The sequence below is a fragment of the Aquirufa salirivi genome (assembly GCF_045310485.1).
GTDB classification, from domain to species: Bacteria; Bacteroidota; Bacteroidia; order Cytophagales; family Spirosomataceae; genus Aquirufa; species Aquirufa salirivi.
Map to the genome: position 1 here is coordinate 74155 of NZ_JBEWZH010000007.1, position 22460 is coordinate 96614.

Below are 22460 nucleotides of genomic sequence, written 5' to 3' on the forward strand. Positions count from 1 at the left end.
ATATGAGTAAAAAAGACCTTTCTTGGCTGAGTCGCTCCGAACTTCTCATTGGAGAACAAGGTATTCAGCAATTACAAAATGCCCATGTATTGATTGTAGGACTGGGAGGAGTTGGCTCATTTGCTGCCGAGTTTATTGCTCGATCAGGAGTAGGAACCATGACCATTGTAGATGGCGATGTGGTAGATCCCACCAACCGCAATCGACAATTACCTGCCTTAGCAACCAACCACGGTGTCGCTAAAGTGAAAATCATGGCTGAGCGCTTAAAGGCCATCAATCCAGATTTAATCTTACACGAACATGAGACTTTTTTGAGTCCTGAAGCGGCCAAGGACATCCTAGAAAAAACAAAATACGATTACGTCATGGACTGCATCGATTCAGTCACACCCAAATTGACCTTGTTGAAAACGGCCTATGACTTAGGATTGAACATAGTGAGTTCCATGGGGGCAGGAGGAAAATTAGATCCTACTAAACTCAAAACAGCAGACTTATTGGATACGCGCGAATGTTATCTAGCCTCCTTAGTAAGAAAACGTATCCGCAAAATGGGTGTTTCACGAGGGATTAAAGCCGTGTATTCCCAAGAAAAAGTGAAAGATGAATCGCTTATATTGACGGATGGGTCCAACTATAAGAAGTCGGCATACGGAACCATCTCCTACTTGCCCGCAGCTTTTGGGGGTGTTTGCGCTTCTGTCGTGATTCGTGACTTGTTGAATGAGCCCATTCCTATGGAAAAAAAGCCGAAGGCCTTCATTAAAAAGGAGCAAAAAAATAAACAAAAGAAATGATCAAAATAGGGGTTATCAATGTTTCCGACCGTGCCAGTGCAGGTATCTACGAGGATATTCCAGGTAAAGCCGTAGTAGAATTACTCAAGGAATACTTGATTTCCGATTTTGAAGTAGTTTATGCTGTGATTCCCGATGAGCAGGCTCTTTTGGAACAAAGCATGTGCCAGATGGCAGATGAAGCAGAGGCTTGCCTGATTGTGACGACTGGAGGAACTGGCCCTGCACTGCGTGATGTTACGCCTGAAGCTACGGAAGCAGTATGCCAAAAGATGATGCCCGGTTTTGGAGAATTGATGCGTCAGGTGAGCTTACAATACGTCCCTACGGCCATATTGAGTCGCCAAACTGCGGGTATTCGAGGAAAATCCTTGATTGTCAATTTGCCAGGAAAACCAAAAGCGATTCGTCAATGCCTAGAAGCTGTATTTCCTGCAATCCCTTATTGCATTGATTTGATTGGTGGCCCATTTTTAGTGTGCAATGAAGCCAACATGAAGGCCTTCCGACCGCCCTCTTCCTAATTTTCGTGCTGGATCAATTGCTCGTACAATTGAGCAGTGATCTCTCCTCTTTTCCCATCGGCAATGATACTATCATCGATTTGAAGGATAGGAACCACTCGCTTGGTACTTCCCGTGGTAAAGACTTCGTCGGCCTGTTTAAATGCATCTAAACTCACGTCTTGCACCTTAACTTCCATGATAGAGGAGGCCAAATCGATCACATGTTTTCTTGTAATACCTTCCAAAATATGATGTGTCGGAGTATACAGAACCCCGTCCTTCACACAAAACAAATTGCTTCTGGAGGATTCTGAAACACCATATTCTTGGGTATAATAAATCAAATCATCAAAACCTTTGGATTTAATGTCATTCCAATTTCGGATGGCATAGGCATAGTTCAAGGATTTAATATCCGCCATTTCTCGGACATAATTTCTACTCGCTAATTTCATACCATGGATGGGGTCCATGAATTGAAACTCGTTGGGAATGATGAATAATTGACTTTTTCCTTGAGGCTCAAAACCGTTGAGGGAATCGCCACCTGTTAGCACCATTTTGATACCTAAGCATGCTACTTCCGACTTCGCAGCAATCTCATGAATTAAACCCGCTAATTGTTCTTTGCTGTAGATATGGGAAATCCCCATTTTATCTGCCGATACCAAAAAGCGGTCCAGGTGATCGGATAGAAAGATAGGTCTGCCATGCATGACTCTAAAAAAGTCAAATATGCCAAAGCCTCGTAAAAAACCGACATCCTGAATGCCAACAAATACCTGATCTGGATCTATCCAGTGGTGATTATGATAAATTGGGTAAACCATTTTCTTGTAATTTCTTCACTAATTGAATGACTTGTCTAGCTTCATTGACATCATGCACTCGCAAGATATGGGCGCCTTGTTGCAATGCCACCGTATGCAGAACCGTCGTTCCATTCAAAGACTCTTCTGCTTTTGTTCCAAGTACTTTTTGAATCATGGATTTTCGGGAAATACCCACTAAAAGTGGCAGCCCTAATCGAGTAAATTGATGTAACTGAGCCATCAATTGATAGTTTTGATCCAAGGATTTAGAAAAACCAAAACCAGGGTCCAATACGACATCCTTGGCACCCAAGGAACGTAAGGCCTGTATTTTTTTTGCCATGTCTAGCCAGACATCTTCCACCACATATTGGTAGTTGGGTACTTGATGAACTTGAGAAAATGCCCCTACACTATGCGTTAAAATATAAGGAACCTGATTTTCGGCGACCCATTCAAATATTCCCTCATCCATTTGCCCTCCACCTACATCATTGAACCAATCTGCTCCTGCTTGGATGGCGGCTTGTGCTACCGACAGGCGGTAAGTATCCACGGAAAGACACATCTTAGGAAATGCTTTACGTAAGGCCTCAACTACTGGAAGTACTCGATCTTGCTCCTCCTGAGCAGAAACCGCTTGAGCATCTGGTCGAGTGGAATGCCCTCCGATATCCAAGATACTGGCACCCTCCTCGATCATTTGGGAAGCTAATGCCAAGCAATCGTCGATGACACTCACCCTACTTGCAGAAAAAAATGAATCAGGCGTAGCATTCAATATACCCATGATTTGGGGTATCTGAAGATCAATCAAACCCGACTTATATCGAATTGTTTGAAAAGATGGAAAAAGAGCTTCCAAATGAGCTGAAATTTAGGATAATTTAAATATTTTTGTAGTCTGAAAAAAAAGAGATTTGTAAACTAATCCTCTCCTATGAACAGGGACAATGCGCCTTCCCAAACTGAAATCGAATATCGACAAGTAATTTCACACTGCAAAGCCTTGTTTGATAAAAAAAACAAAGATTACGGTACTTCTTGGAGAATTTTACGATTGCCCAGTTTAACAGATCAAATTTTTATTAAAGCGCAGCGTATACGCAGCATTCAAGAAAAAGGAGAGCAAAAAATCCAAGATGGTATTGAGGGTGAATTCATTGGAATCATTAACTATTGCATCATTGCCATGATTCAAAAGTCGCTCGAAACCTCAGAACAAATGGAGTTTTCAGCAGAAGAATTAAGTCGATTTTACGATCTTCAAGTAGAAAGTACCTTAGAGCTTTTACGCAATAAAAACCACGATTATGGAGAGGCATGGCGCGACATGCGAGTTAGTAGCATGACAGACCTGATTTTAATGAAGATTTTCCGCACCAAACAAATTGAAAACAACCTGGGTATAACCTTGGTTTCAGAAGGTGTAGAAGCGAATTACCAAGATATGCTAAATTATGCTGTCTTTTGTTTGATCAAAATTAAGGAGGAGCAAATGCAAATCCAACAACAATAATCCACCAATAACATGCGGCAATACAGTCGAATCGCTACTTTTTTATTGGTATTTATCTTCCTCTTTTCAGGTCTTATCAAACTCAATGACCCGATAGGTACCCAATTGAAATTAGAAGAGTATTTTGATGTTTTCTCCCAAGATTTCCCCGCCATGGAAGGTTTCTGGAAATTCTGGATTCCTTTTGCATTACCCCTTTCCATTCTCTTAAGTAGCATGGAAATTGTATTGGGCATTGCTCTGTGGGTAAATTACCGAACGAAACAAGTGCTTTGGACCTTTTTAGGCCTATTGGGATTCTTTGGTTTCCTGACATTTTACTCAGCTTATTTTAACAAAGTAACGGATTGCGGTTGTTTCGGAGAGACTATTAAATTGACGCCTTGGACCTCTTTCTTCAAAGATGTATTCCTGTTCGTTTTGGCACTTAGTCTATTATTTACGGACAAAATAAAGTCATTCAATAAGAACCTTGGTCCAGTCCTCATCAGTGCTATCTTTAGTATTTCTTTAGGCGTTTACTGCTATTTCTACTTGCCAATTCACGATGGCCTTCCTTATGCCATTGGAGATCATATTCCGCAAAACATGAAGTCGAGAGAAGCCATGCGCTTTTCTTATGTCTACAAAATCAAGGGCAAAGAGGAGACATTAACTGAAATGCCTACGGATACATTGGCTGTTTTTGTTTCTATGCAAGCCTTGAATGAAAAAGAAGCAAGACCCTTGATTACCGATTATCGGATCTGGGTAGATAACGATACCGTCGACTATACCGTAGAGAGTTTCAAAGGAAAGAAACTCATGGTCATCATTCCCAATGTGCAGCATTCACATTTGGACGCTTTAAAAGAAATTGCAGTATTGGCGAATGAAGCCAGTAAAAAAGGAATTGCTGTGTGGTTATTGAGTGCCTCCTCTGATGAAGAGGTTAATACCATCCGACATGAGTATCAATTGAACTTCCCGGCCATGTCCGTGGATACCAAAGTATTAAAAACCATCATTCGTTCTAGCCCAGGACTTTGGTTGCTCAACCAAGGAACTGTACGTGGTAAATGGTCTGCCTACCACCTGCCTAGTATCGAAGACATAGACCAAAGTTTATTAACAAACGATTAAGAATGAAAAATATTTATTTAATAGGTATGCCCTCCTCGGGTAAAAGTACTCTTGGGAAAGAATTAGCTAAAAACTTAGGATTTAGTTTTACGGATATGGACAAGCTGATTGAAACAAGGGAACAAAAAACTATTTCAGAAATTTTTTCGAACCAAGGTGAAGCTCATTTTCGTGAATTAGAACGTAAAACTTTACATGGTTTCCAGCCAGATCAATCCATGGTCATCGCCACAGGTGGTGGTGTTCCTTGCTTCTTTGATAACATGGACTACATGAAAAAGAATGGAATCAGCATATTCTTGAATGTGGAATTGGAGGACTTAGCCAAAAGATTGTACAAGGCACAAGGAAATAATCGTCCACTATTGGATAAAAGCCAAAGCGAGGAAGCAGTTATAGCAACGATCAAAAAAACTTTTGAAGAAAGACTTCCTTTTTATAAGCAGGCTGACATACAAGTGGATGGAGAAATCAGTGTCAACCAATTATTGTGGTTGATTGAATCTTATGTTCCTGTTCAATAATTAGAATAAAATCCCCGCTCCTAATACGAACTGCAGGTTATTTTTAGTCAACATGGCGGAAGAATAATCTGCCGCATTTTTTAGGCTGTATGGTGTAAATCCATCTTTCGATGTACGTTGAACAGCTGTTAAATCAATATAAAAAGAAGAAGCTCGGTAACCAATTCCTCCTGAGATTTGTAGGCTATTGCGGTCAATCGTATCGTAAGTACTGGCATATCCGCCTCCAAACTGGGCCACTCCTGCTCGCACATTCCAATTCGTTGTTACACGAATCTCTGTTCCAATCTTAATGTTTAAAGCTGAATCGAAATTTCGTTTGATTTGACCATTGTGCTTATCTTGAAATTGTTGGTCGGCCAATGACGACAATTCACTTGAAGATACGCGCATCCCAGGATAATTCACATAAGCTAAATCCATACTCAAAAAACCTCTTTTCCCAAAGAAATAAGCTAATCCACCCGATAAGGTCATAGGACTAGTCATTTGATACGTAAACTCATTCGGGGTAACGTATACGGGTCGAATATTCGTTATAATAATAGGTACTCCGTTTGCATCGTAAGAAGGGATACCATTGACAGTAGGACTAATGCGTGCATCGTAGCGCTCACTCATTTGATCAAAATATGCTGGACTTTGGAAATTAAAAGCAACTCTCAAATTCTGACTCCACTTATAAATCATACCTAGAGATAAAGATATTCCTGAACCATTGGTCACTAAATTTTCTCGGTAATTCATAGCAGCTACATAGCGTCCTCCAACGTATTCTTCTGACCAATTACTCGTAGTAGTAGAAGTAATCTTAGAAAATTGCAAGCCTGCACCAATGTATAATTTGTCCATATAGGACGCTCCATAGCTAAAATTCCAGCTACTCAAAGCCCCTGAATTCACAACCTCCCCTACTTGGGATGTTGGCAAATTAGGCTCATAGCGCGTGAATGGAACACCACCTGAGCTAGCATTAGGGTCAATCAAATAAGCTTGATAAGCGGCTGCTTCTGGACTATCCGCATAATTGCTAGCCGGACTATATTCATCGTCTAAACTAGCTCCAGTTGCATTTTTATCGTTTGCCTTCTCAATGAAGGAATCTAATAAGGAACTTCGGTTATTGGTACCAGTTAGATACACTGGTTGGCTAAATACCACATGTCTGGTGAAACTGATACCAAAGGCCCCATGCCATTTATTGTAGGTACTTGGATCTCCCGCTAATACTAATCCTAAACTTGGTAAATGAAATAATGCATCTGTTTGTTTGGCTGAACTCCCAAGGTAATTGGAACTCGTGGAAGAATTTTGTTGTGCCATACTCAAATGCAACTCCGAACGATTGTAAAATCCCAACCCTGCTGGATTAGCAGCGATGGAACTAATATCTGCTCCAAGAACACTATAATTGCCTCCCAAAGCCTGCATACGGGCAGTTCCCATGGCATAACTAGTAGAGAAATATTTGGCCAAATTCGCATAGGTGTATATTTGACCGAACACAAAGCTTGGTAAACACAATCCTAAGGCGATTGTTAAAAAATACTTTTTCATATGTTCAAAATTACCTAGGTCCACGTGAACTTCCACCACCGCCTCCGCTGCCGCTACTTCCGCCCCCACCATAAGATCCTCCTCCTGAGTTAGAAGAAGGTCTAGAGAACGTTTCTGTCTGACGGGATGGTGATGGTTCCGCATAACGGTATTCTACATTGCTATTTCTTCTTGGCGCAGCCGAACGCTCACTATTTTGTGTACCCACCGAACGGTTAGAATAGGTACTTGGCTGGTTAGAACCTTGATTATTGTAATAGTTATTACCACTTCTAGGCGTGTTGGAGAATGAATCCCCATAAGTAGCCCTGTTAGATGAAGCTGCATCTCTTGGTCCATAATTGACTTTACGAGGGGGATCTACTGTCGTATTATTGTAATTATATCCATTGGACCCCAAGGAATTATAATAGTTGTAATTATTAACCACTACCCCACCAAAATTACTGTATGGATTATAGGAAGACCATGGGTTGTAAAAAGGATTGTAGAAACGATAGTTATTAAATCCATATGCCGTACCCAAGCCAAAATATGAGGTTCCAAAATAGAATGGATCGTTCATCATGCCATAAGGGGAATAATAAGGATTGATCATCATGTTGTATGAACTCAATGGCGAATACCAACGAGAACCGAATCCATATCCATATCTAATCATCGGATTAACATACCAATTATTCCAAGAAGAAGCGGTGTTGAAACCTGCATTATCATCACTGTTATACGCTTGGTTATACGTTTTAGGATTCACACTGTTATTGTAATTGTAGACACTTCTAGAATTCAAATAAGTCGATTGCTCAGCTATCCCCTCCTCTTCTTCAATCACGATGGAATTATCATCAAAATTCAAATAATCTGATTTTACTTTTTTAGTCGAAGCCAGGGCACGCTGGGGCACATCATACAAATCATCTGAAGCAAATTGCTTCTTGGCAACTTCTCCTGATGGAATGACCTGAATGGTCACACAGCCTTGAAATAAAGCTGCGATACCCAGAAAAGACAAGATAATAAGTTGATTTTTCATGGTCTTAGAGATAAAAGTATAAGCTTAACTAAGGACAATAACGTATCTTTGTCGTTAATCGTTCGTTGAGTGTAAATAGTAACACAAATAAAACGAATTAATATCTAATTAATTACGCGACAAGCTATTTTTATGAGTAAATCCTTACCCAGCAGAGCTGAAAATTATTCTGAATGGTATAACGAATTGGTGAAGCGCGCGGACCTTGCTGAAAATTCAGCGGTTCGTGGCTGTATGATCATCAAACCGTATGGCTATTCTATTTGGGAAAAAATGCAAAGAGCTTTGGATGACATGTTCAAAGAAACTGGGCACGTAAACGCTTATTTCCCCCTTTTAATCCCCAAATCATTCCTTTCTAAAGAAGCTTCACACGTAGAAGGCTTTGCCAAAGAATGTGCTGTAGTGACCCATTACCGACTAAAAAATGACCCGAACGGCCACGGGGTTATCGTGGATCCAGAAGCTAAATTGGAAGAAGAATTAATCATTCGTCCAACTTCCGAAACCGTCATTTGGTCTACCTATAAAAACTGGGTGCAATCTTACCGCGACTTGCCTATTTTATTGAATCAATGGGCGAACGTGATGCGCTGGGAAATGCGTACCCGTTTATTCTTGAGAACAGCGGAATTCCTTTGGCAAGAAGGTCATACAGCCCATGCAACCAAAGAAGAAGCGGTAGAAGAAACAGAACAGATGTTGAACATCTATTCCGAATTTGCGGAAACATTCATGGCTATGCCCGTGATCAAAGGACGTAAAACTGCCAATGAACGTTTTGCGGGTGCCGAAGATACCTATTGTATTGAAGCTATGATGCAGGATGGAAAGGCATTGCAGGCGGGTACTTCCCACTTTTTGGGACAAAACTTTGCCAAAGCCTTTGATGTGAAATTTTTGAATAAAGCCAACCAACAAGAATTTGTGTGGGGAACCTCTTGGGGTGTTTCTACTCGTTTGATGGGTGCATTGATCATGGCGCATTCAGATGACCAAGGTTTGGTATTGCCTCCAAAATTAGCTCCTATCCAAGTGGTGATTGTGCCGATTTACAAAGGAGACGAACAATTGAATAACATCAAATCTAAAATTGATCCATTAGTGTCCGCTTTGAAAAAAAGAGGCATATCTGTGAAATTTGATATATCAGAAAAGCAAAGCCCAGGCTTTAAGTTTGCTGAATATGAATTAAAGGGTGTACCTATTCGCTTAGCAATTGGTAACCGCGATATCGAAAACGGAACCATCGAATTGGCTCGTCGTGATACTCGTGTAAAATCCAGTTTGCCCTTTGAAGGCATTGAGCAAGTGATTGTAGATACTTTGGAAAATATTCAAATCAGCATCTTCCAAAAAGCCTTGGATTTCAGAACTGCCAATACTTTTGAAGTGAATACTTGGGATGAATTCCTAGTAAAGATCGAAGAAGGTGGATTTTTGTCGGCACATTGGGATGGAAGTCCTGAAACCGAAGAAAAGATCAAGGAATTGACCAAAGCCACCATTCGTTGTATTCCTTTAGATTCCCAGGAAGAAGCAGGAAAATGCATCCTTACTGGAAACCCATCGAAACAACGTGTTATTTTTGCCCGCGCCTACTAAGAGGCGGGAATCAATTTCTTTAATACTTCCAATACCCGATCGATCTCCGATTGGGTATTGTTTTTTGAGAAAGAAAAACGAACAGCTGCACCAGTCGCGTTCGGGTTCAGGGCTGAAAGGACGTGAGAGCCTACCGAAGTACCACTCGAACAAGCACTACCGCCCGAAGCTGAAATTTTCTCAATATCCAATTGAAATAAGAGCATATCACCATCTACCACCTGTGGGAAACGTACATTGAGGACAGTGTACAAACTATTCTCTACATCACCTGATTTTCCATTGAATTCCACATTTGGGAAAGCATTTTTCAATCCCTCGATGAAGTAGGATTTCAAGCCTTTGATGTAAGCCTCATGCGCATCCATTTCTTCATAAGCCATGAACAATGCTTTAGCTAGGCCGATTGCGCCATAGACATTCTCTGTTCCTCCACGTTGGTTACGTTCTTGCGCGCCACCATGTAATAAGGGATGAAATTTTGCCCCAGCTTTGGCATACAAAAATCCGATGCCTTTAGGACCATGAAATTTATGTGCCGCTCCTACGATAAAATGTACGGGTAGTTGCGACATATCATGACGATAATGCCCCATGGTTTGAACCGTATCCGAATGAAAAACAGCTCCGTATTGCTCACAAAGAGCACCTACGGCATTCAAATCCAATAAATTACCTATCTCGTTATTCCCATGCATTAAACTCACTAATGCGTGTGGATTCTCTTGCAAAATACGCTCTAAATCGGCTAAATCAATGCTGCCATCAGGGAGCAACTGAACTAATTTGAGATCCGCCAAACCTAGTTTCAACCAAGCCTCAGCCGTATGTAAAACAGCATGATGCTCCAAAGGCGACGTGATGATGGTCTTTACACCGCCATATAAAACAGCGGATTGAATCACGGTATTATCCGCCTCTGTGCCTCCCGAGGTAAAGAAAATCTCCGAGGGAGAAGCATTCAATAAGGTGGCAATGGACTTGCGTGCTCGCTCCACCGCCACTTTGGCTTGTCGGCCATGGGAGTGAATCGACGAGGGGTTAGCCGTGAAATTTTCAAAATACGGCTGCATTTCTTGCCAAACTAAGGGATCAATGGGCGTAGTAGCTGCATTGTCCAAATAGATGGGCGTGACAGAATTTGACATAAATTTTAAGACTGTGCGATTTTTTCAATCGCATTCATAATTTGTTGAGCAAAAGTGTTGGCTTGTTCTTCCGTAGAAGCTTCAGCATAGATGCGAATGATAGGTTCCGTATTGGATTTGCGCAAATGCACCCATCCATCTGGAAAGTCAATTTTGACTCCATCAATCGTGTTGACATTGTATTCTTGATAGGCTTTGGCAATGGAATCTAGGATTAAATCCACGTTCAGATTAGCCGAAAGTTCCATTTTATTCTTGGATATGACATAGGCAGGATACGAGGCTCTTAGTTCGGAAATCTTCTTACCTGAATTAGCCAAATGCGTTAAAAACAAACCGATACCCACTAAGGCATCACGTCCATAATGTGATTCTGGAAAGATAACTCCCCCATTCCCCTCTCCCCCAATGATGGCCTTTTGAGCCTTCATTTGGTTGACCACATTCACTTCACCAACAGCCGCTGCAAAATAATGTCCACCTTTGGACTCGGTCACATCACGTAAAGCTCGTGTAGACGACAGGTTAGAAACAGTATTTCCAATTTGTTTGGACAAAACATAATCGGCTACAGCCACCAAGGTATATTCTTCACCAAAAGGACTACCGTCTTCATTGATGAAGCAAAGTCGATCTACATCAGGATCCACGACGATGCCCAGGTCATAATTACCTGATTTCATTTTGGCAATCATGTCCGTCAGGTTTTCAGGAAGCGGTTCTGGATTATGCGCAAAATGGCCGGTAGGTTCACCGAAGATCACATCCACATGAGCGGCACCAAGTGCTTTCAATAAATGAGGCACGACAATACCACCTGTGGAATTGACAGCATCAACTAGGATACGGAATTTGGAGGAAACAATGGCATTAACATCTACCCAAGGAAGGTCAAGAACATGTTGAATATGTTGGTCTAAGAAAGTATCATCTTGGGTAATTTTCCCCAATTGAAACACCTCTGAAAACTGAAAATCTTGCTGTTCTGCAATTTGCAATAAAGCCTTACCATCGGCATCTGAGATGAATTCCCCATCTGAATTCAGGAGTTTAAGCGCATTCCACTGAGCAGGATTATGACTAGCAGTGATGATGATACCACCGGCAGCCTTTGTCCAAGGGACGGCTAATTCTACGGTAGGTGTCGTCGACAAACCTATGTCGAGCACATTCCAACCCAAACCAATCAGCGTATTAGCCACTAAAGAAGAAACCATTTCACCTGATATCCGCGCATCACGACCTAATACAATGGAATTGGATGGATGGTTGTTACGACGAAGCCAAGTACCATAAGCCGCCGCAAAAGTTACCACATCGATTGGACTTAAGCCTTCACCGGGCTTTCCTCCAATAGTACCACGAATTCCAGAGATTGATTTGATTAAGGCCAAAATGCTAATGTTTTAAAGGTGGGAACGAAAGGTAAATTTACGAATTTGCGACAAGAAATTGGAAGGAATTATTGATTATAAATTATTTTTAGTTCGTAATAGCTCCCTACCAATTTTCAAAAGATTATACAGCACGAGCAAGCTTAGATTGCCCAATGGAAAGAGGAAGGCATTTGGGAGATTTTTTTTCTTCGTCAAAATAAAAACGGAGCTGTTTTAGTCTTCAAAAATGTGGACCAAGGGCAAGTTGAAATGCTCATGACTACCCTACCCTTGTACCCATTAATAGCCTTGTCAAATTTTGAAAATTTGACAAGGCTATTACTTTATGAGAATTTAAACTTTTGTTTACAAGCAAAATCCTCATTTAAAATTCAGAACAAAGCCCTTATATCCTACCTAGTAGGGCGATTTTACCTAGAAATTTCTGAATTTGAATTTTTCTTCACAAAAGAAAACGTAACAATCTGATTACTAGATGGGTGGAATGGTATAGAAAAAGTAGATTGGCGAAGGATTTATGTCTGGGACAAACCGATTTGCGGCAATAAATGTCGATGTATTACAAAAAACATGTATGCAAAAAACCTGTCCATGGAAAATCTGCAATCAAAATGACAAAGTTTAACTGAAAAGGTCAAAAAAGGGTTGACCACCCAAGGTGACAGAAATAAAAACGAGTGGAGCAGAAACCACAATAAAAACGGACTGATCTCATTCAGTCAATTCAATGAGGGGCGGAAACCGAAAAGCCTAATGAGTAAGGAATCTAATCTATTTAAAATGCCAAATTCAAAAGCAAAATACACATTTATTTCTTCTAAAACAGGAAATACCTATGTTCTACATGTTCAAACTGGACCATTAACGAATCCAATTCCGACCATTGATAATCCCAATGCTATTGGCTGGCCAATTTTAAGCGGTACTTTAGTTACCGTAATTGAAGGGGTTTCAACATCCTATAATGTTCCTCCAGCAGGAACCTCTGGTATGATATACAATGGATTATGGCAAAGTGCAAGTTCCTCACCTCAGGGAGGGCCGTTATGTCAAGGTATTGAAAATTTAATCGTTACACCATTTGACGGCAAGAGCACACCTATTTCTGCTATTAGTGGTACTACCGTTCAAATTACATTGGGAACATTAAACGATGCAGCGAACCTAGTAAGCTCTGTTTTCCCTCCACAATAAATAAAATTTATTAGATTTTTATTGCAGTCCAATATAAACTTACCTATAACATCGAATTAGCTAAAAAGCGGTTTATCGAGGCTCAATGACTCATTTGTACAAAAGCAAACGGTTATGCCTCGAAATCCGCTTTTTGCTTATCTTTCAAACAGTTTAGCTTTGTCAAATAGCTTTGTCAAATAGCTTTGTCAAATAGCTTTGTCAAATTTTGAAAATTTGACAAAGCTTGCGCATGGGATTCATTTTCCTACTATATTTCAAACTAATCAAATGAAGCTTAGAATTAAGGATATTCCATAAATTGATAAATAGAAAATCATGTTCATGATTTTCTATTCTCCCAAACTTGACCAAGTTAAACATTTGATTAATAGCTAAAAGAAAAATTCCAATTGACAGAGAATTTATGTTTCCTCAGGAAGAGAATATTGCACAAAGTGCATTTAAACAGTTTAAGAATTTTGAATCATAAACCTTGAAACAATTAATTTTAAAATCAAATTAATCCCCCCATGTCCAACCCAGACCTCACCCCAGATGAATATGAAAACCAATTAGCGGATGATCGCAAAGTGGTCATCGCCAAATTACGTAAATCCATTCTCCAACATCTTCCCCCAGGATTTGAAGAAACCATCAGCTACGGCATGATTGGCTATGTTGTACCCAAATCCATTTACCCAGCTGGCTATCATTGTAAAACCGATGAACCTCTCCCCTTTTTAAGTATTGCCTCGCAAAAGAACTTCATCGCATTATACCACATGGGCATGTATGCCGACGAAAAGCTACTTCAATGGTTCCAAAATGAATATCCGAAACATGCCAAATCAAAACTGGATATGGGCAAGAGCTGTGTCAGGTTCAAAAAAATGGATGATATCCCTTTTTCCTTGATTGCAGAATTAGCTCAAAAAATTACCGTGGCAGATTGGATAAGCCGCTATGAAAGCATGTTTAAAAAATCATAGTTCTCCTCTATTTTTGTCCCAGGCATGACACCTCGACTTGAAATACTTCAAGAAAAAAGACTCCTTGGTTTACACCAAGAAATGAGTTTGGCAGCAAATAAAACGGGCCTACTTTGGGCTAGCTTCATGCCAAGACGCCATGAAATAATGGATATCCATTCATATGATTTAATTTCCCTGCAAATTTACCCACCCACCTATTTTACTCAATTTTCACCTTTGAATTCGTTTGAAAAATGGGCCTGCGTGGAAGTTAATCCTTCTACATCAATACCCCAAGGCATGGACAATATTCTTTTACCTGGAGGTTTATATGCAGTATTTGACTACCAAGGTCTATCTTCTGACCCTCAAATATTTCAATACATCTTCAACTCTTGGTTGCCTTCTTCAGGCTATGAATTAGATCACCGACCGCATTTTGAGGTCTTAGGTGAAAAGTACCAAAACAATGATCCAAACTCGGAAGAAGAGATTTGGATACCCGTGAAAATGTAGAATTAAGAAGGTAGAATGGGAATAGTCTTGTCCTGATATAGGTTGACAGTTTTTAGGAAGACTCAGCTGGTAGTTATCGAACATTAATATTTTGGATTTTCCGATATGTATTTATTGTAGCAATACATGATATTTTATATCTCACTCTACTTTAATGCCATTACTTAGGTATTTCTTTTTTTAAAAAAAAGAAACAAAAAAAATGAAGTAACGGTTAATCCTAAGACGAATTCCGCTTCGCGGAACCGATGTTCACTCCGCATTCGACTGTTAAAATGTAGAATCCAAAAATAGATACAACGGTCAACGTCATTCAGGCATTCACAATTTATAATTCATCATTTACAATTCCCTTCTCGCCTACCGCTTCACTCATGCTACGTTCCCATCTTTCGTTGGGATTAACCTCATCAGTTGTCTTTATTAGAGTTTAGTTTCAGAATGAAATTTGTGATTTTTTGATAGAAAATACCGTCGGTCAGCACGAGCGAAAGATGATGAACGCAGCGGTAGACGAGGTTTTGACCTTAGCAAAGGCGATGCGTGTCGGCGTCAAAAATATAGGCGATAGCGTAGTGAATCAAGGTTTCGCGAAGCGAAATTCGCCTTTGATGACCGACAAGAAAAGAAGTTTTTTTGTTTCTTTTTTTTGAAAAAAAAGAAATACCGTAAAATTGGATTTTAAGTGATGTTATTTATGGGCTGATTCAAATTACAATAATCACACCATTTACCATGGCCTTTAATTTTTATAAAATGAAAGCCTTTGGGGGTTTTGAAACTGCTAAATTTTTATTTAAGATGTATTAATAACAAACTTAAAGTCAACTTATTTCATGACAAGACCACATTTAACTTTAAAAATGAAAAAGCTAGTTGATTTATATGCAGCTTAATTTATATTTACAATGAACTATTAATAAACCCAAAGTATACCTTTATCAGGACAAGACAAATGTAGCATGGGAATGTAGCAAGAAGCATGTAAAATGGCACCACATCCATTTATAATTTATAAATCATCATTTATAATTTACAATTCCCTTTTGATGATTTTTATTTAGCTTTACATCATTATAAACCTATTATTTCAATCTATACCTTTTACGCATGTCCCCCGAACAATTACGGCACATCCTAACCCGTATTCAATCCTTGAAAATTGCGGTCATTGGAGATTTTGCCATAGATTTCTACTTCCAAAAAAGAGAAGCTACTGGCGACTTTTCTGTCGAAACAAAAAAAGAAGTACACTGGGCTAAAGCTCCAAAAACAGGACTAGGTGGTGCCGGAAATGTGGCTAAAAACTTAGCTACTCTAGGCGTGCCCACCTCCACATTTGGACTCATTGGTTCCGATATTTTTGGTCGCGACATGAATTTTCACTGCCAAAATTTAGGCATTCATGCGGAAAATCTTAAAGCTCTAACTGGCATGGATACACCCACCTATTCCAAACCGATGCAAGGGGATGTGGAATTGAATCGGATCGACTTTGGTACGCAAGAAAAAGATATCGTTCAGGCTAGTCAAGATTTAGTGGATTCACTTTGTCATCAACTTATTGAATTCGACTGGGTGATCATCAACGAGCAATTTCGCTACCCATTACTGAACCAAAATCTACTAGAAAAACTACAAGAAGCCATGAATAAGGTGCAAAAAATTGGCTTAGCCGATTTACGTAGCTTAGGGCATTTTGCCCATAATATACTGCTGAAAGTGAATGAATCTGAATTAGCCCATTTACTGAATATAGACCCTGCCCTATTGGAGGACAATGATCTAGTACCACAGATTGTGAAAGAATGGGTTAAAAACCGTCAGCAAGGTGCACTAGTTACCCTGGGCGATCGCGGATTAATTTATGCTGACCATGACCAATTTCACTGGCAAGCAGGCATCCCTGCCAAAGGCCCCATTGATACGGTAGGTGCAGGCGATATGATTGTTGCTGGGTTCTCTGCTGCTAAAGCAGCTGGTGCCAGTATACAAGAAGCCTGTGAATTTGCTACCTTGTGTGCGCATATTTCCATCCATAAACTAGGTGAAACTGGTGAAGCCTCCCCTCAAGAAATTTTAGATCTAAACCAATTATAACGATGAATGTTCAAGAAATTGAAGCCCTAAGAAAAGAAATTAAAGACTATACCGAAGCGCATTTATTGCCTTTCTGGTCCAAAAGAACCATCGATAAAGAATATGGTGGCTACTTGACCCATTTCGATGAGTTTGGAAATGATTCAGGTACCGATGAAAAATCTCTGATCGCCCAAACCCGTTCTGTTTTCACTTATTCCCAAGCCTACCGACACGCTTTCGGAGGTCCCATCATGAAAGAAATGGCCGAACATGGCGTTAAATACCTGATTGAAAAAATGTGGGATGAGAAAAATGGTGGTTTCTATTGGATGATGGACCGCAAAGGTAATGCGACAAATAAACAGAAAATTGGCTACGGACATAGTTTTGTCATTTATAGTTTAAGCGAATACACCTTAGCTACTGGTGACCCGATCGGTTTGGAATATGCCGAAAAGACCTTTGACCTATTACAAAAATATGCTGTAGATACCAACCTGGGCGGCTATTGGGAGTTCTTCTCCGAAGAATGGGAATTGATGGGTGCTGGATCACCCGGTGGCGACCGCAAAACGTTGGACGTTCACATGCACTTGATGGAAGCATTTACAACCTTATATGAAGCCAGTGGTAAGGAAGTTCATCGCAGAAAACTGAAGGAATCCATTGATATTTTAATTCAAAAAATCATGCATCCTGACTATGGTACGGGCGTTCCGCAATTCTGGGCCGACTGGTCTGTAGCCCCGCAAATTAAATTCGATATCGTTTGGGGTTGGGATCGTTTTGCAGAAGGTGGACAAAAAGCCTCAGCCGTAGACAATACTTCTTATGGCCATAATTCAGAATTTGGATGGTTATTAATGCATGCATTGAACATTGGCAAATTCCCGGTAGTTGATTATATGGATAACCTGAAGAAAGCTTTCTACCATTCTATGGAACATGGAATCGATTGGGAATTTGGTGGTGTATTTGTAGAAGGATCGCACGATGGACAGGTCTATGATAAAGAAAAAGAATTTTGGCAACAGGCTGAAATGCTGATTGGTATGGCAGATGCCTACCTCTTAACTAAAGATCAAGACTTTCTAAAAGCTTATCGACAAGTACATCGTTTTGTTTTCGATAAAATGATTAATTTTAACACCGGTGAGTGGTGGCCTTTGATGACCAGAGAAGGAGAACCTATCTGGAGACATATGTCACACTCCTGGAAAATCAACTACCATAATGTAAGATCGATGATACTATCCTACGAAAGACTAGGAGAAGCAGCTAAGGTCTTAGCTAACTCTAACTAACCCCATAATGCCATGAAATACGTATTCTTTTCCCTGTTTGTATTTGCGAGTGTTACAGTAAGTGGACAATCTACCACCTCTCCTCAAGAAGTAAGTCAGATTTTAAGTACATATTTCAGCAAGACGGCCTCTTCCAGTGCTTTAGCGAATAAAAGCCAAGCACTGGAAGCAAGTCGCACTTTCTCCATTCGTCGAGATAGTTTATTTATCTACCTCTACGACCCGATGGATGTTTTTACCAAAGGTCCTTTTTATGACACGACGGTCATCCCTATTAATCAAATACAGCAAATAAAAATACATAAGTCGAAAAATGCTACTGGACAAGCTGGTGTAGGAATCGAATTTATCCAAAAGAATTTTGCAGGTATAGCTCCCAAAGAAAAAGCCAAAGACAATGGGGCTCCCGCCACAATCACAGATAAAAATCTGGCCAATGTCAATGCTGCTAGTGTGAATCAAAAAATGATTGGACAAGTAGCCGGTGTGACGGTCGGTAACGATAATTCTCCCGGTGGTGCCACTATGGTACGTGTTCGCGGCTATGGTTCCATCAATTCAAATAGCCCTTTGTATGTGGTCGATGATGTACCTGTAACAGGGAATTTGAACACCATCAATCCCAATGATATCGAATCCGTTCAAGTATTAAAAGATGCTTCATTAACGGCAATTTATGGCGTAAGAGGGGCTAATGGCGTGGTCTTAATCAAAACGAAAAAAGGAGGTATCAGCTCTGGGATTCCAGCTGATCTACCAAGAGATTTAGTTTTATCTTACACCCTTTGGACATGGGGCAAAGCTGCTACGGATTTCAATAAGTCGGACGATAAAATCAAATTGAAAAAATTCCTCGAACAAGATTATAATTAATGGCTTACGATGATATTTTTTACGTATTCCTTTTGATCATTTGTTCTCACCCATAATTTGTATAATCCTTGCGAAAGATGTTGTACATTCAATTGGGCTGACCCATCTTGGCTGATTTGTGAATCCATCACCAATCGGCCATCTAAGGTATATATTTTCACCAAAGCGCCGGCTAAAGACGTTCTTGCTTGTATCGACAAGGAATTAACTACAGGATTGGGAAATACCACCACTCCCATGTCATCTGGCAAACTATAGCTATAACTAGCCTTAGGAGATGCACAGGTTGGTCCCGGAATATAGGTTTTAGTTAAGTATAAGGAATAGGTCCCAGAATCTATAACGCGTAAAATCGTACTTTTCTCAGACAAGACCTTTTGATTGAACTCCCAAAACAAATTCGTATCACTGGCTTTCAATACAGAAGTCTTAAGAAAATAAGGACTTTCCTGTGTAATTACAGGAGCCGCTGGGATGTCAAAAACTCGGGTGCTAACTGCATTCGAATATGCCGTGGTACACTGATAAGTATTAGTTCCTTTTACTTGAAAAGAGCCTTTATCCTTAACGGTTATCAATGAACTTTGCGCACCTGTATTCCATACGTAGTTTAAATCTGAATTAGCTGCTACCTGCAATTCGACCGAGGCTCCTTGGCAAAACAAGGTATCTCCCTTGACTAAAATAACAGGAGTTGCTGGAGCTTGCAGCGGCTTAAATTGAAACAAAGGAACACTAAATTCATTTCCTACACCATCTTGCAAACGCATCGCATAATTTCCAGATTTTGCTTGTTGTATCGTATTGGTCGTACTAAATACTTGCGAACTTTCATTTAACCATTGAATGTTATCTGGAGTACTAACACTTAAATTGGTCGCATTGGTATTATCACAAATGACCGAAAAACTAGGTAAAGCTTTGGGAGTAACCGCCTTGGCATTTTTACCGATCGCCTCAGATATTTTTACTAACCAAAGGTAGGCCAGTTCTTCATAGGCATCAGGAGAGAAATGGACACATTCGGAGAAAGCATCGGGCTTACGAGGAATCTCTACAACATCCGTATAGGGCCCTAAATAAATTTCAGGTATACCACTGACTTCTGTCACCATATCTCCCTGTTTTCTTACCAATAATTCATCTGTGTAGGACAGACTGCAAGCCCCATTCACCAATCCTGCTCCATAGGAAACCTGAGAAACTAACCACGGTACATCGATTCCCGTTTGAGTCCGAAGGTTTTTAATCATATCCTTGAAATTCTGCTGATAGGTATCCGTTTTCGCTTTTCGAAGCTCATAAGAATCTAAACGATAGCCAAATGAATCCGTTTCGCCTTGATGCCAAAGTATGGCTCTAACTCCATTTTTCTTCCCAAATAGCTCAACAGCTCGCTTTAAATTCTTAAAAGGAAATCCGGCATCATAGGAAATGTTGGGATCAAAAGGATTGGCAGATGGCTTGGCATTAGGTAAAGATGATTCATACCAATTCCGCATAACAGTGGCTAACCAGGCAGTATTGATAAAACAAACAGGAACATTGTAGGTCTCTGCTAATCGATCCCCCAATCGCGCCCAATAATAATTGGATAATCCCATGGGACCTATCGTAGTTTTGGCATCCAAATGTTGGAAATCGGTAAAAGGAAAATCAGTGTTCAACCGACCTAAATAGCGGTAAAATGGGGAATTATTGTAGTCTTTAAAGTAATTGTACACATTAGCCACATTAACTCGATCATCCTTGGAAAAACTTTCCTCGGCCCGACGGTTATTTCCTCCTTGGGCATTGGATTGACCAGAAATAATGAAATTCTCCCCGACACCTACACGATCCAATTGAGTGGAATCTTTTAGTGTGGAGCCCTGAAAAGTTCGAATTTTCAAAGTATACCAGCCTCCTTTAGCGGTAATGATTTCTTGATAAAAACCTGCAACAGGCTTAGTATTAATACTTGTCCAATTGATTAATGTCCCTTGACCCACTTTCACTGGTTCCAATTTATATTGTACCAAGCTTATATCTTGTGAACAATTCCCTAGAATAGATAAACGGGCTTCATTTTGAGCATCACGTTGAAATATTTGTCGGTTGTGAGGAAAAACAATCGATACTTGACTATGTACTTGTAATGAAAACAACATGATAAAACATAGAATCAAGTATTTCATGGTTGGGTGTTTGATGGATATTGATACAAATTTTGGGTACTAAAATAGTAAAAAGCATCCGCTTGGGGAAATCAATTCATCAAAGACTCGACGATTCAACGATCTTAGTACCTAATAAATCCAACTGAGGGGAGTAATTCGTTCCAAATGCATCAACAATGTGTAAGTTGGAGTTAAAAAATTGGCCAAAAATATCAGACTAAGGAAGATTCGCGCACTTTCTTGTTCCTTAAGATGATGAATAATTTGAAAACATACGAAAACAATCGGGAAACAAAAAGTTAGGCTTCGAGTGACATCGTCCACAGCCGTGGCTGCTATCAATGAAGCTAAATAAGTGCCAAAATAAAGCCAAACGGATGCCCATATCCGCTGCTTCACCAAATAGGCAAAAGCGATAATGGGTAAAATAATGTCCCATTTCAAAGCAGAAAACAAGGCATTGGGCAATTTATATCCATGCAAAAAGGCAAAGCCTAATTGCACCCCAGCATGTTTCCCCACAGGGGTTTCCAATTGGAAACTGGTGTATAAATAATATCGAATGATGACAAATAAGGTTAAACTGATCAATAAATAATGAGTGGCTCTATTTTTCCAAAGAAAATCATGAATGACATCCGACCATTTTCCTGAAGGGATACCCGATTGAAATAAAAACAATAATGGCAAATTCAAGGCAGGGAATAAGCTACGCTCATCCACAAAAAAGGCTAAAATCAAGGCCAAAACAGACCATATTCGATCATAATAATAACATGCAATCAATAGAAATAGATAGGCGTATGAGTCATAAAATAGCGTATCATAGACAAATGAATGCCCTACGTAGGTAAATAAAATACTGGCCGTTGCCCAAAATGCCAAAGGGGCATCTCCACCAGCCAATTTTCGAATTAAATTAAAAAAGAGAAAAAGAAACAAGGGTAATAACAATACTTGCAAATAAAAAAGTCGAATCGCATTCAAGTGAAACGCCTTCCCTATCAAATAGGGAGTAATTCGTAACTCTCTTTTAGCAAAATGTTCTCTAGAATCTTTACCTACCATGGCCACCAAAGGATGTTCGATCTTTCGATTGATAAAATCAATCATATACTTTTCATTACTAGTCCATGAATTATCTAAGCGCTTCTGAATAACCTTTGGGAAATAGAGCAAGGAGAACCCCGTAAAGAGCGCCAGACAAATTAGCATAACACCCAATTGATGTTGTGACCATTGGCTTATTAACTCATTCCATCGACGAAAAATAGAAGAAACTTTGGGAATCATACACATTTAATAAATAATGCCATGCAGATACATGAGAGCCACATATTGGCTTTACATGTAATG

The 22460-nt window shown here is 39.9% G+C and carries 20 protein-coding genes; 12 read left to right on the plus strand and 8 right to left on the minus strand.

All coding sequences use genetic code 11. The annotated features are described in order from the left end of the window. Positions 1 to 2: 2 nt before the first annotated feature. Positions 3 to 800 (plus strand): tRNA threonylcarbamoyladenosine dehydratase, encoded by a 798-nt coding sequence (locus U0R11_RS10445; RefSeq protein WP_406751633.1) that lies wholly within the window; start codon positions 3 to 5, stop codon positions 798 to 800. Beyond that, entirely contained in the window at positions 797 to 1324 is a 528-nt protein-coding gene (gene mog, locus U0R11_RS10450; RefSeq protein ID WP_269010587.1) for a molybdopterin adenylyltransferase, read from the plus strand. The genes U0R11_RS10445 and mog overlap by 4 nt, the downstream gene beginning before the upstream one ends. On the opposite strand, the gene U0R11_RS10455 is transcribed toward mog, so the two are convergent. Next, entirely contained in the window at positions 1321 to 2136 is an 816-nt protein-coding gene (locus U0R11_RS10455) for an aminotransferase class IV (protein WP_406751634.1), read from the minus strand. The genes mog and U0R11_RS10455 overlap by 4 nt on opposite strands. Further along, positions 2114 to 2908, minus strand: a complete 795-nt coding sequence (gene folP, locus U0R11_RS10460) for a dihydropteroate synthase (RefSeq protein ID WP_406751635.1) — start codon at positions 2906 to 2908, stop codon at positions 2114 to 2116. Before folP ends, U0R11_RS10455 begins: the two co-directional genes overlap by 23 nt. Positions 2909 to 3058: 150 nt before the next feature. Here folP and U0R11_RS10465 point away from each other — a divergent pair, with 150 nt between their 5' ends. The 3 genes from U0R11_RS10465 to U0R11_RS10475 are packed head-to-tail and all read left to right on the plus strand — an operon-like array spanning position 3059 to position 5283. Beyond that, positions 3059 to 3637: a DUF1599 domain-containing protein gene (locus tag U0R11_RS10465; protein ID WP_166375705.1), complete on the plus strand. Its 579-nt coding sequence runs from the start codon at positions 3059 to 3061 to the stop codon at positions 3635 to 3637. 12 nt (positions 3638 to 3649) lie between these two features. Then, positions 3650 to 4759 (plus strand): BT_3928 family protein, encoded by a 1110-nt coding sequence (locus tag U0R11_RS10470; protein ID WP_406751636.1) that lies wholly within the window; start codon positions 3650 to 3652, stop codon positions 4757 to 4759. A gap of 2 nt (positions 4760 to 4761) precedes the next feature. Further along, positions 4762 to 5283: a shikimate kinase gene (locus U0R11_RS10475; RefSeq protein ID WP_406751637.1), complete on the plus strand. Its 522-nt coding sequence runs from the start codon at positions 4762 to 4764 to the stop codon at positions 5281 to 5283. Here U0R11_RS10475 and U0R11_RS10480 read toward each other — a convergent pair whose 3' ends face one another. Both U0R11_RS10480 and U0R11_RS10485 read right to left on the minus strand, forming a co-directional pair. Further along, positions 5284 to 6912: a hypothetical protein gene (locus tag U0R11_RS10480; protein WP_406751638.1), complete on the minus strand. Its 1629-nt coding sequence runs from the start codon at positions 6910 to 6912 to the stop codon at positions 5284 to 5286. Further along, positions 6851 to 7873 carry a hypothetical protein gene (locus tag U0R11_RS10485; protein ID WP_406751639.1) on the minus strand — a complete coding sequence of 341 codons (1023 nt, stop codon included), beginning with the start codon at positions 7871 to 7873 and terminating at the stop codon, positions 6851 to 6853. The genes U0R11_RS10480 and U0R11_RS10485 overlap by 62 nt, the downstream gene beginning before the upstream one ends. A gap of 132 nt (positions 7874 to 8005) precedes the next feature. Between U0R11_RS10485 and proS the strand changes: the two genes are divergently transcribed. Further along, positions 8006 to 9478, plus strand: a complete 1473-nt coding sequence (gene proS, locus U0R11_RS10490; protein ID WP_406751640.1) for a proline--tRNA ligase — start codon at positions 8006 to 8008, stop codon at positions 9476 to 9478. Here proS and U0R11_RS10495 read toward each other — a convergent pair. Next, on the minus strand, positions 9475 to 10626 hold the full coding sequence (locus U0R11_RS10495) for a cysteine desulfurase family protein (RefSeq protein WP_406751641.1): 1152 nt from the start codon (positions 10624 to 10626) through the stop codon (positions 9475 to 9477). The genes proS and U0R11_RS10495 overlap by 4 nt on opposite strands. Before the next feature lie 5 nt (positions 10627 to 10631). Then, positions 10632 to 12020, minus strand: a complete 1389-nt coding sequence (gene glmM, locus U0R11_RS10500) for a phosphoglucosamine mutase (RefSeq protein WP_406751642.1) — start codon at positions 12018 to 12020, stop codon at positions 10632 to 10634. Positions 12021 to 12803: 783 nt separating this feature from the next. Between glmM and U0R11_RS10505 the strand changes: the two genes are divergently transcribed. The 6 genes from U0R11_RS10505 (at position 12804) to U0R11_RS10530 (ending at position 18945) form a co-directional block, all read left to right on the plus strand. Beyond that, positions 12804 to 13217 carry a hypothetical protein gene (locus U0R11_RS10505; protein WP_406751643.1) on the plus strand — a complete coding sequence of 138 codons (414 nt, stop codon included), beginning with the start codon at positions 12804 to 12806 and terminating at the stop codon, positions 13215 to 13217. A gap of 512 nt (positions 13218 to 13729) precedes the next feature. Beyond that, entirely contained in the window at positions 13730 to 14188 is a 459-nt protein-coding gene (locus tag U0R11_RS10510; protein ID WP_406751644.1) for a DUF1801 domain-containing protein, read from the plus strand. Positions 14189 to 14212: 24 nt separating this feature from the next. Continuing rightward, positions 14213 to 14686 (plus strand): GyrI-like domain-containing protein, encoded by a 474-nt coding sequence (locus U0R11_RS10515; RefSeq protein WP_406751645.1) that lies wholly within the window; start codon positions 14213 to 14215, stop codon positions 14684 to 14686. Between the two features lie 1110 nt (positions 14687 to 15796). Next, a complete protein-coding gene (locus U0R11_RS10520) occupies positions 15797 to 16786 on the plus strand; it encodes a bifunctional heptose 7-phosphate kinase/heptose 1-phosphate adenyltransferase (RefSeq protein WP_406751646.1) in 990 nt (329 codons plus the stop codon). Between the two features lie 2 nt (positions 16787 to 16788). Further along, positions 16789 to 18072 (plus strand): AGE family epimerase/isomerase, encoded by a 1284-nt coding sequence (locus U0R11_RS10525; protein WP_406751647.1) that lies wholly within the window; start codon positions 16789 to 16791, stop codon positions 18070 to 18072. 12 nt (positions 18073 to 18084) lie between these two features. Next, positions 18085 to 18945, plus strand: a complete 861-nt coding sequence (locus U0R11_RS10530; RefSeq protein WP_406751648.1) for a TonB-dependent receptor plug domain-containing protein — start codon at positions 18085 to 18087, stop codon at positions 18943 to 18945. Here U0R11_RS10530 and U0R11_RS10535 read toward each other — a convergent pair. Beyond that, a complete protein-coding gene (locus tag U0R11_RS10535) occupies positions 18942 to 21122 on the minus strand; it encodes a T9SS type A sorting domain-containing protein (RefSeq protein ID WP_406751649.1) in 2181 nt (726 codons plus the stop codon). The two genes, U0R11_RS10530 and U0R11_RS10535, sit on opposite strands and share 4 nt — an antisense overlap. A gap of 111 nt (positions 21123 to 21233) precedes the next feature. Further along, entirely contained in the window at positions 21234 to 22397 is a 1164-nt protein-coding gene (locus U0R11_RS10540; protein WP_406751650.1) for a hypothetical protein, read from the minus strand. Positions 22398 to 22460: the final 63 nt, after the last annotated feature.

What these genes read in the sequence shown, in the direction of transcription:
- U0R11_RS10455 (WP_406751634.1), bottom strand. Translation starts at nt 2,136, where the DNA reads ATGGTTTACCCAATTTATCATAATCACCACTGGATAGATCCAGATCAG.
- U0R11_RS10505 (WP_406751643.1), top strand. Translation starts at nt 12,804, where the DNA reads ATGCCAAATTCAAAAGCAAAATACACATTTATTTCTTCTAAAACAGGA.
- proS (WP_406751640.1), top strand. Translation starts at nt 8,006, where the DNA reads ATGAGTAAATCCTTACCCAGCAGAGCTGAAAATTATTCTGAATGGTAT.
- U0R11_RS10535 (WP_406751649.1), bottom strand. Translation starts at nt 21,122, where the DNA reads ATGAAATACTTGATTCTATGTTTTATCATGTTGTTTTCATTACAAGTA.
- U0R11_RS10495 (WP_406751641.1), bottom strand. Translation starts at nt 10,626, where the DNA reads ATGTCAAATTCTGTCACGCCCATCTATTTGGACAATGCAGCTACTACG.
- U0R11_RS10485 (WP_406751639.1), bottom strand. Translation starts at nt 7,873, where the DNA reads ATGAAAAATCAACTTATTATCTTGTCTTTTCTGGGTATCGCAGCTTTA.
- U0R11_RS10520 (WP_406751646.1), top strand. Translation starts at nt 15,797, where the DNA reads ATGTCCCCCGAACAATTACGGCACATCCTAACCCGTATTCAATCCTTG.
- U0R11_RS10475 (WP_406751637.1), top strand. Translation starts at nt 4,762, where the DNA reads ATGAAAAATATTTATTTAATAGGTATGCCCTCCTCGGGTAAAAGTACT.
- mog (WP_269010587.1), top strand. Translation starts at nt 797, where the DNA reads ATGATCAAAATAGGGGTTATCAATGTTTCCGACCGTGCCAGTGCAGGT.
- U0R11_RS10525 (WP_406751647.1), top strand. Translation starts at nt 16,789, where the DNA reads ATGAATGTTCAAGAAATTGAAGCCCTAAGAAAAGAAATTAAAGACTAT.
- U0R11_RS10530 (WP_406751648.1), top strand. Translation starts at nt 18,085, where the DNA reads ATGAAATACGTATTCTTTTCCCTGTTTGTATTTGCGAGTGTTACAGTA.
- U0R11_RS10515 (WP_406751645.1), top strand. Translation starts at nt 14,213, where the DNA reads ATGACACCTCGACTTGAAATACTTCAAGAAAAAAGACTCCTTGGTTTA.
- U0R11_RS10470 (WP_406751636.1), top strand. Translation starts at nt 3,650, where the DNA reads ATGCGGCAATACAGTCGAATCGCTACTTTTTTATTGGTATTTATCTTC.
- U0R11_RS10480 (WP_406751638.1), bottom strand. Translation starts at nt 6,912, where the DNA reads ATGGTGGGGGCGGAAGTAGCGGCAGCGGAGGCGGTGGTGGAAGTTCAC.
- folP (WP_406751635.1), bottom strand. Translation starts at nt 2,908, where the DNA reads ATGGGTATATTGAATGCTACGCCTGATTCATTTTTTTCTGCAAGTAGG.
- U0R11_RS10540 (WP_406751650.1), bottom strand. Translation starts at nt 22,397, where the DNA reads ATGATTCCCAAAGTTTCTTCTATTTTTCGTCGATGGAATGAGTTAATA.
- U0R11_RS10510 (WP_406751644.1), top strand. Translation starts at nt 13,730, where the DNA reads ATGTCCAACCCAGACCTCACCCCAGATGAATATGAAAACCAATTAGCG.
- U0R11_RS10445 (WP_406751633.1), top strand. Translation starts at nt 3, where the DNA reads ATGAGTAAAAAAGACCTTTCTTGGCTGAGTCGCTCCGAACTTCTCATT.
- U0R11_RS10465 (WP_166375705.1), top strand. Translation starts at nt 3,059, where the DNA reads ATGAACAGGGACAATGCGCCTTCCCAAACTGAAATCGAATATCGACAA.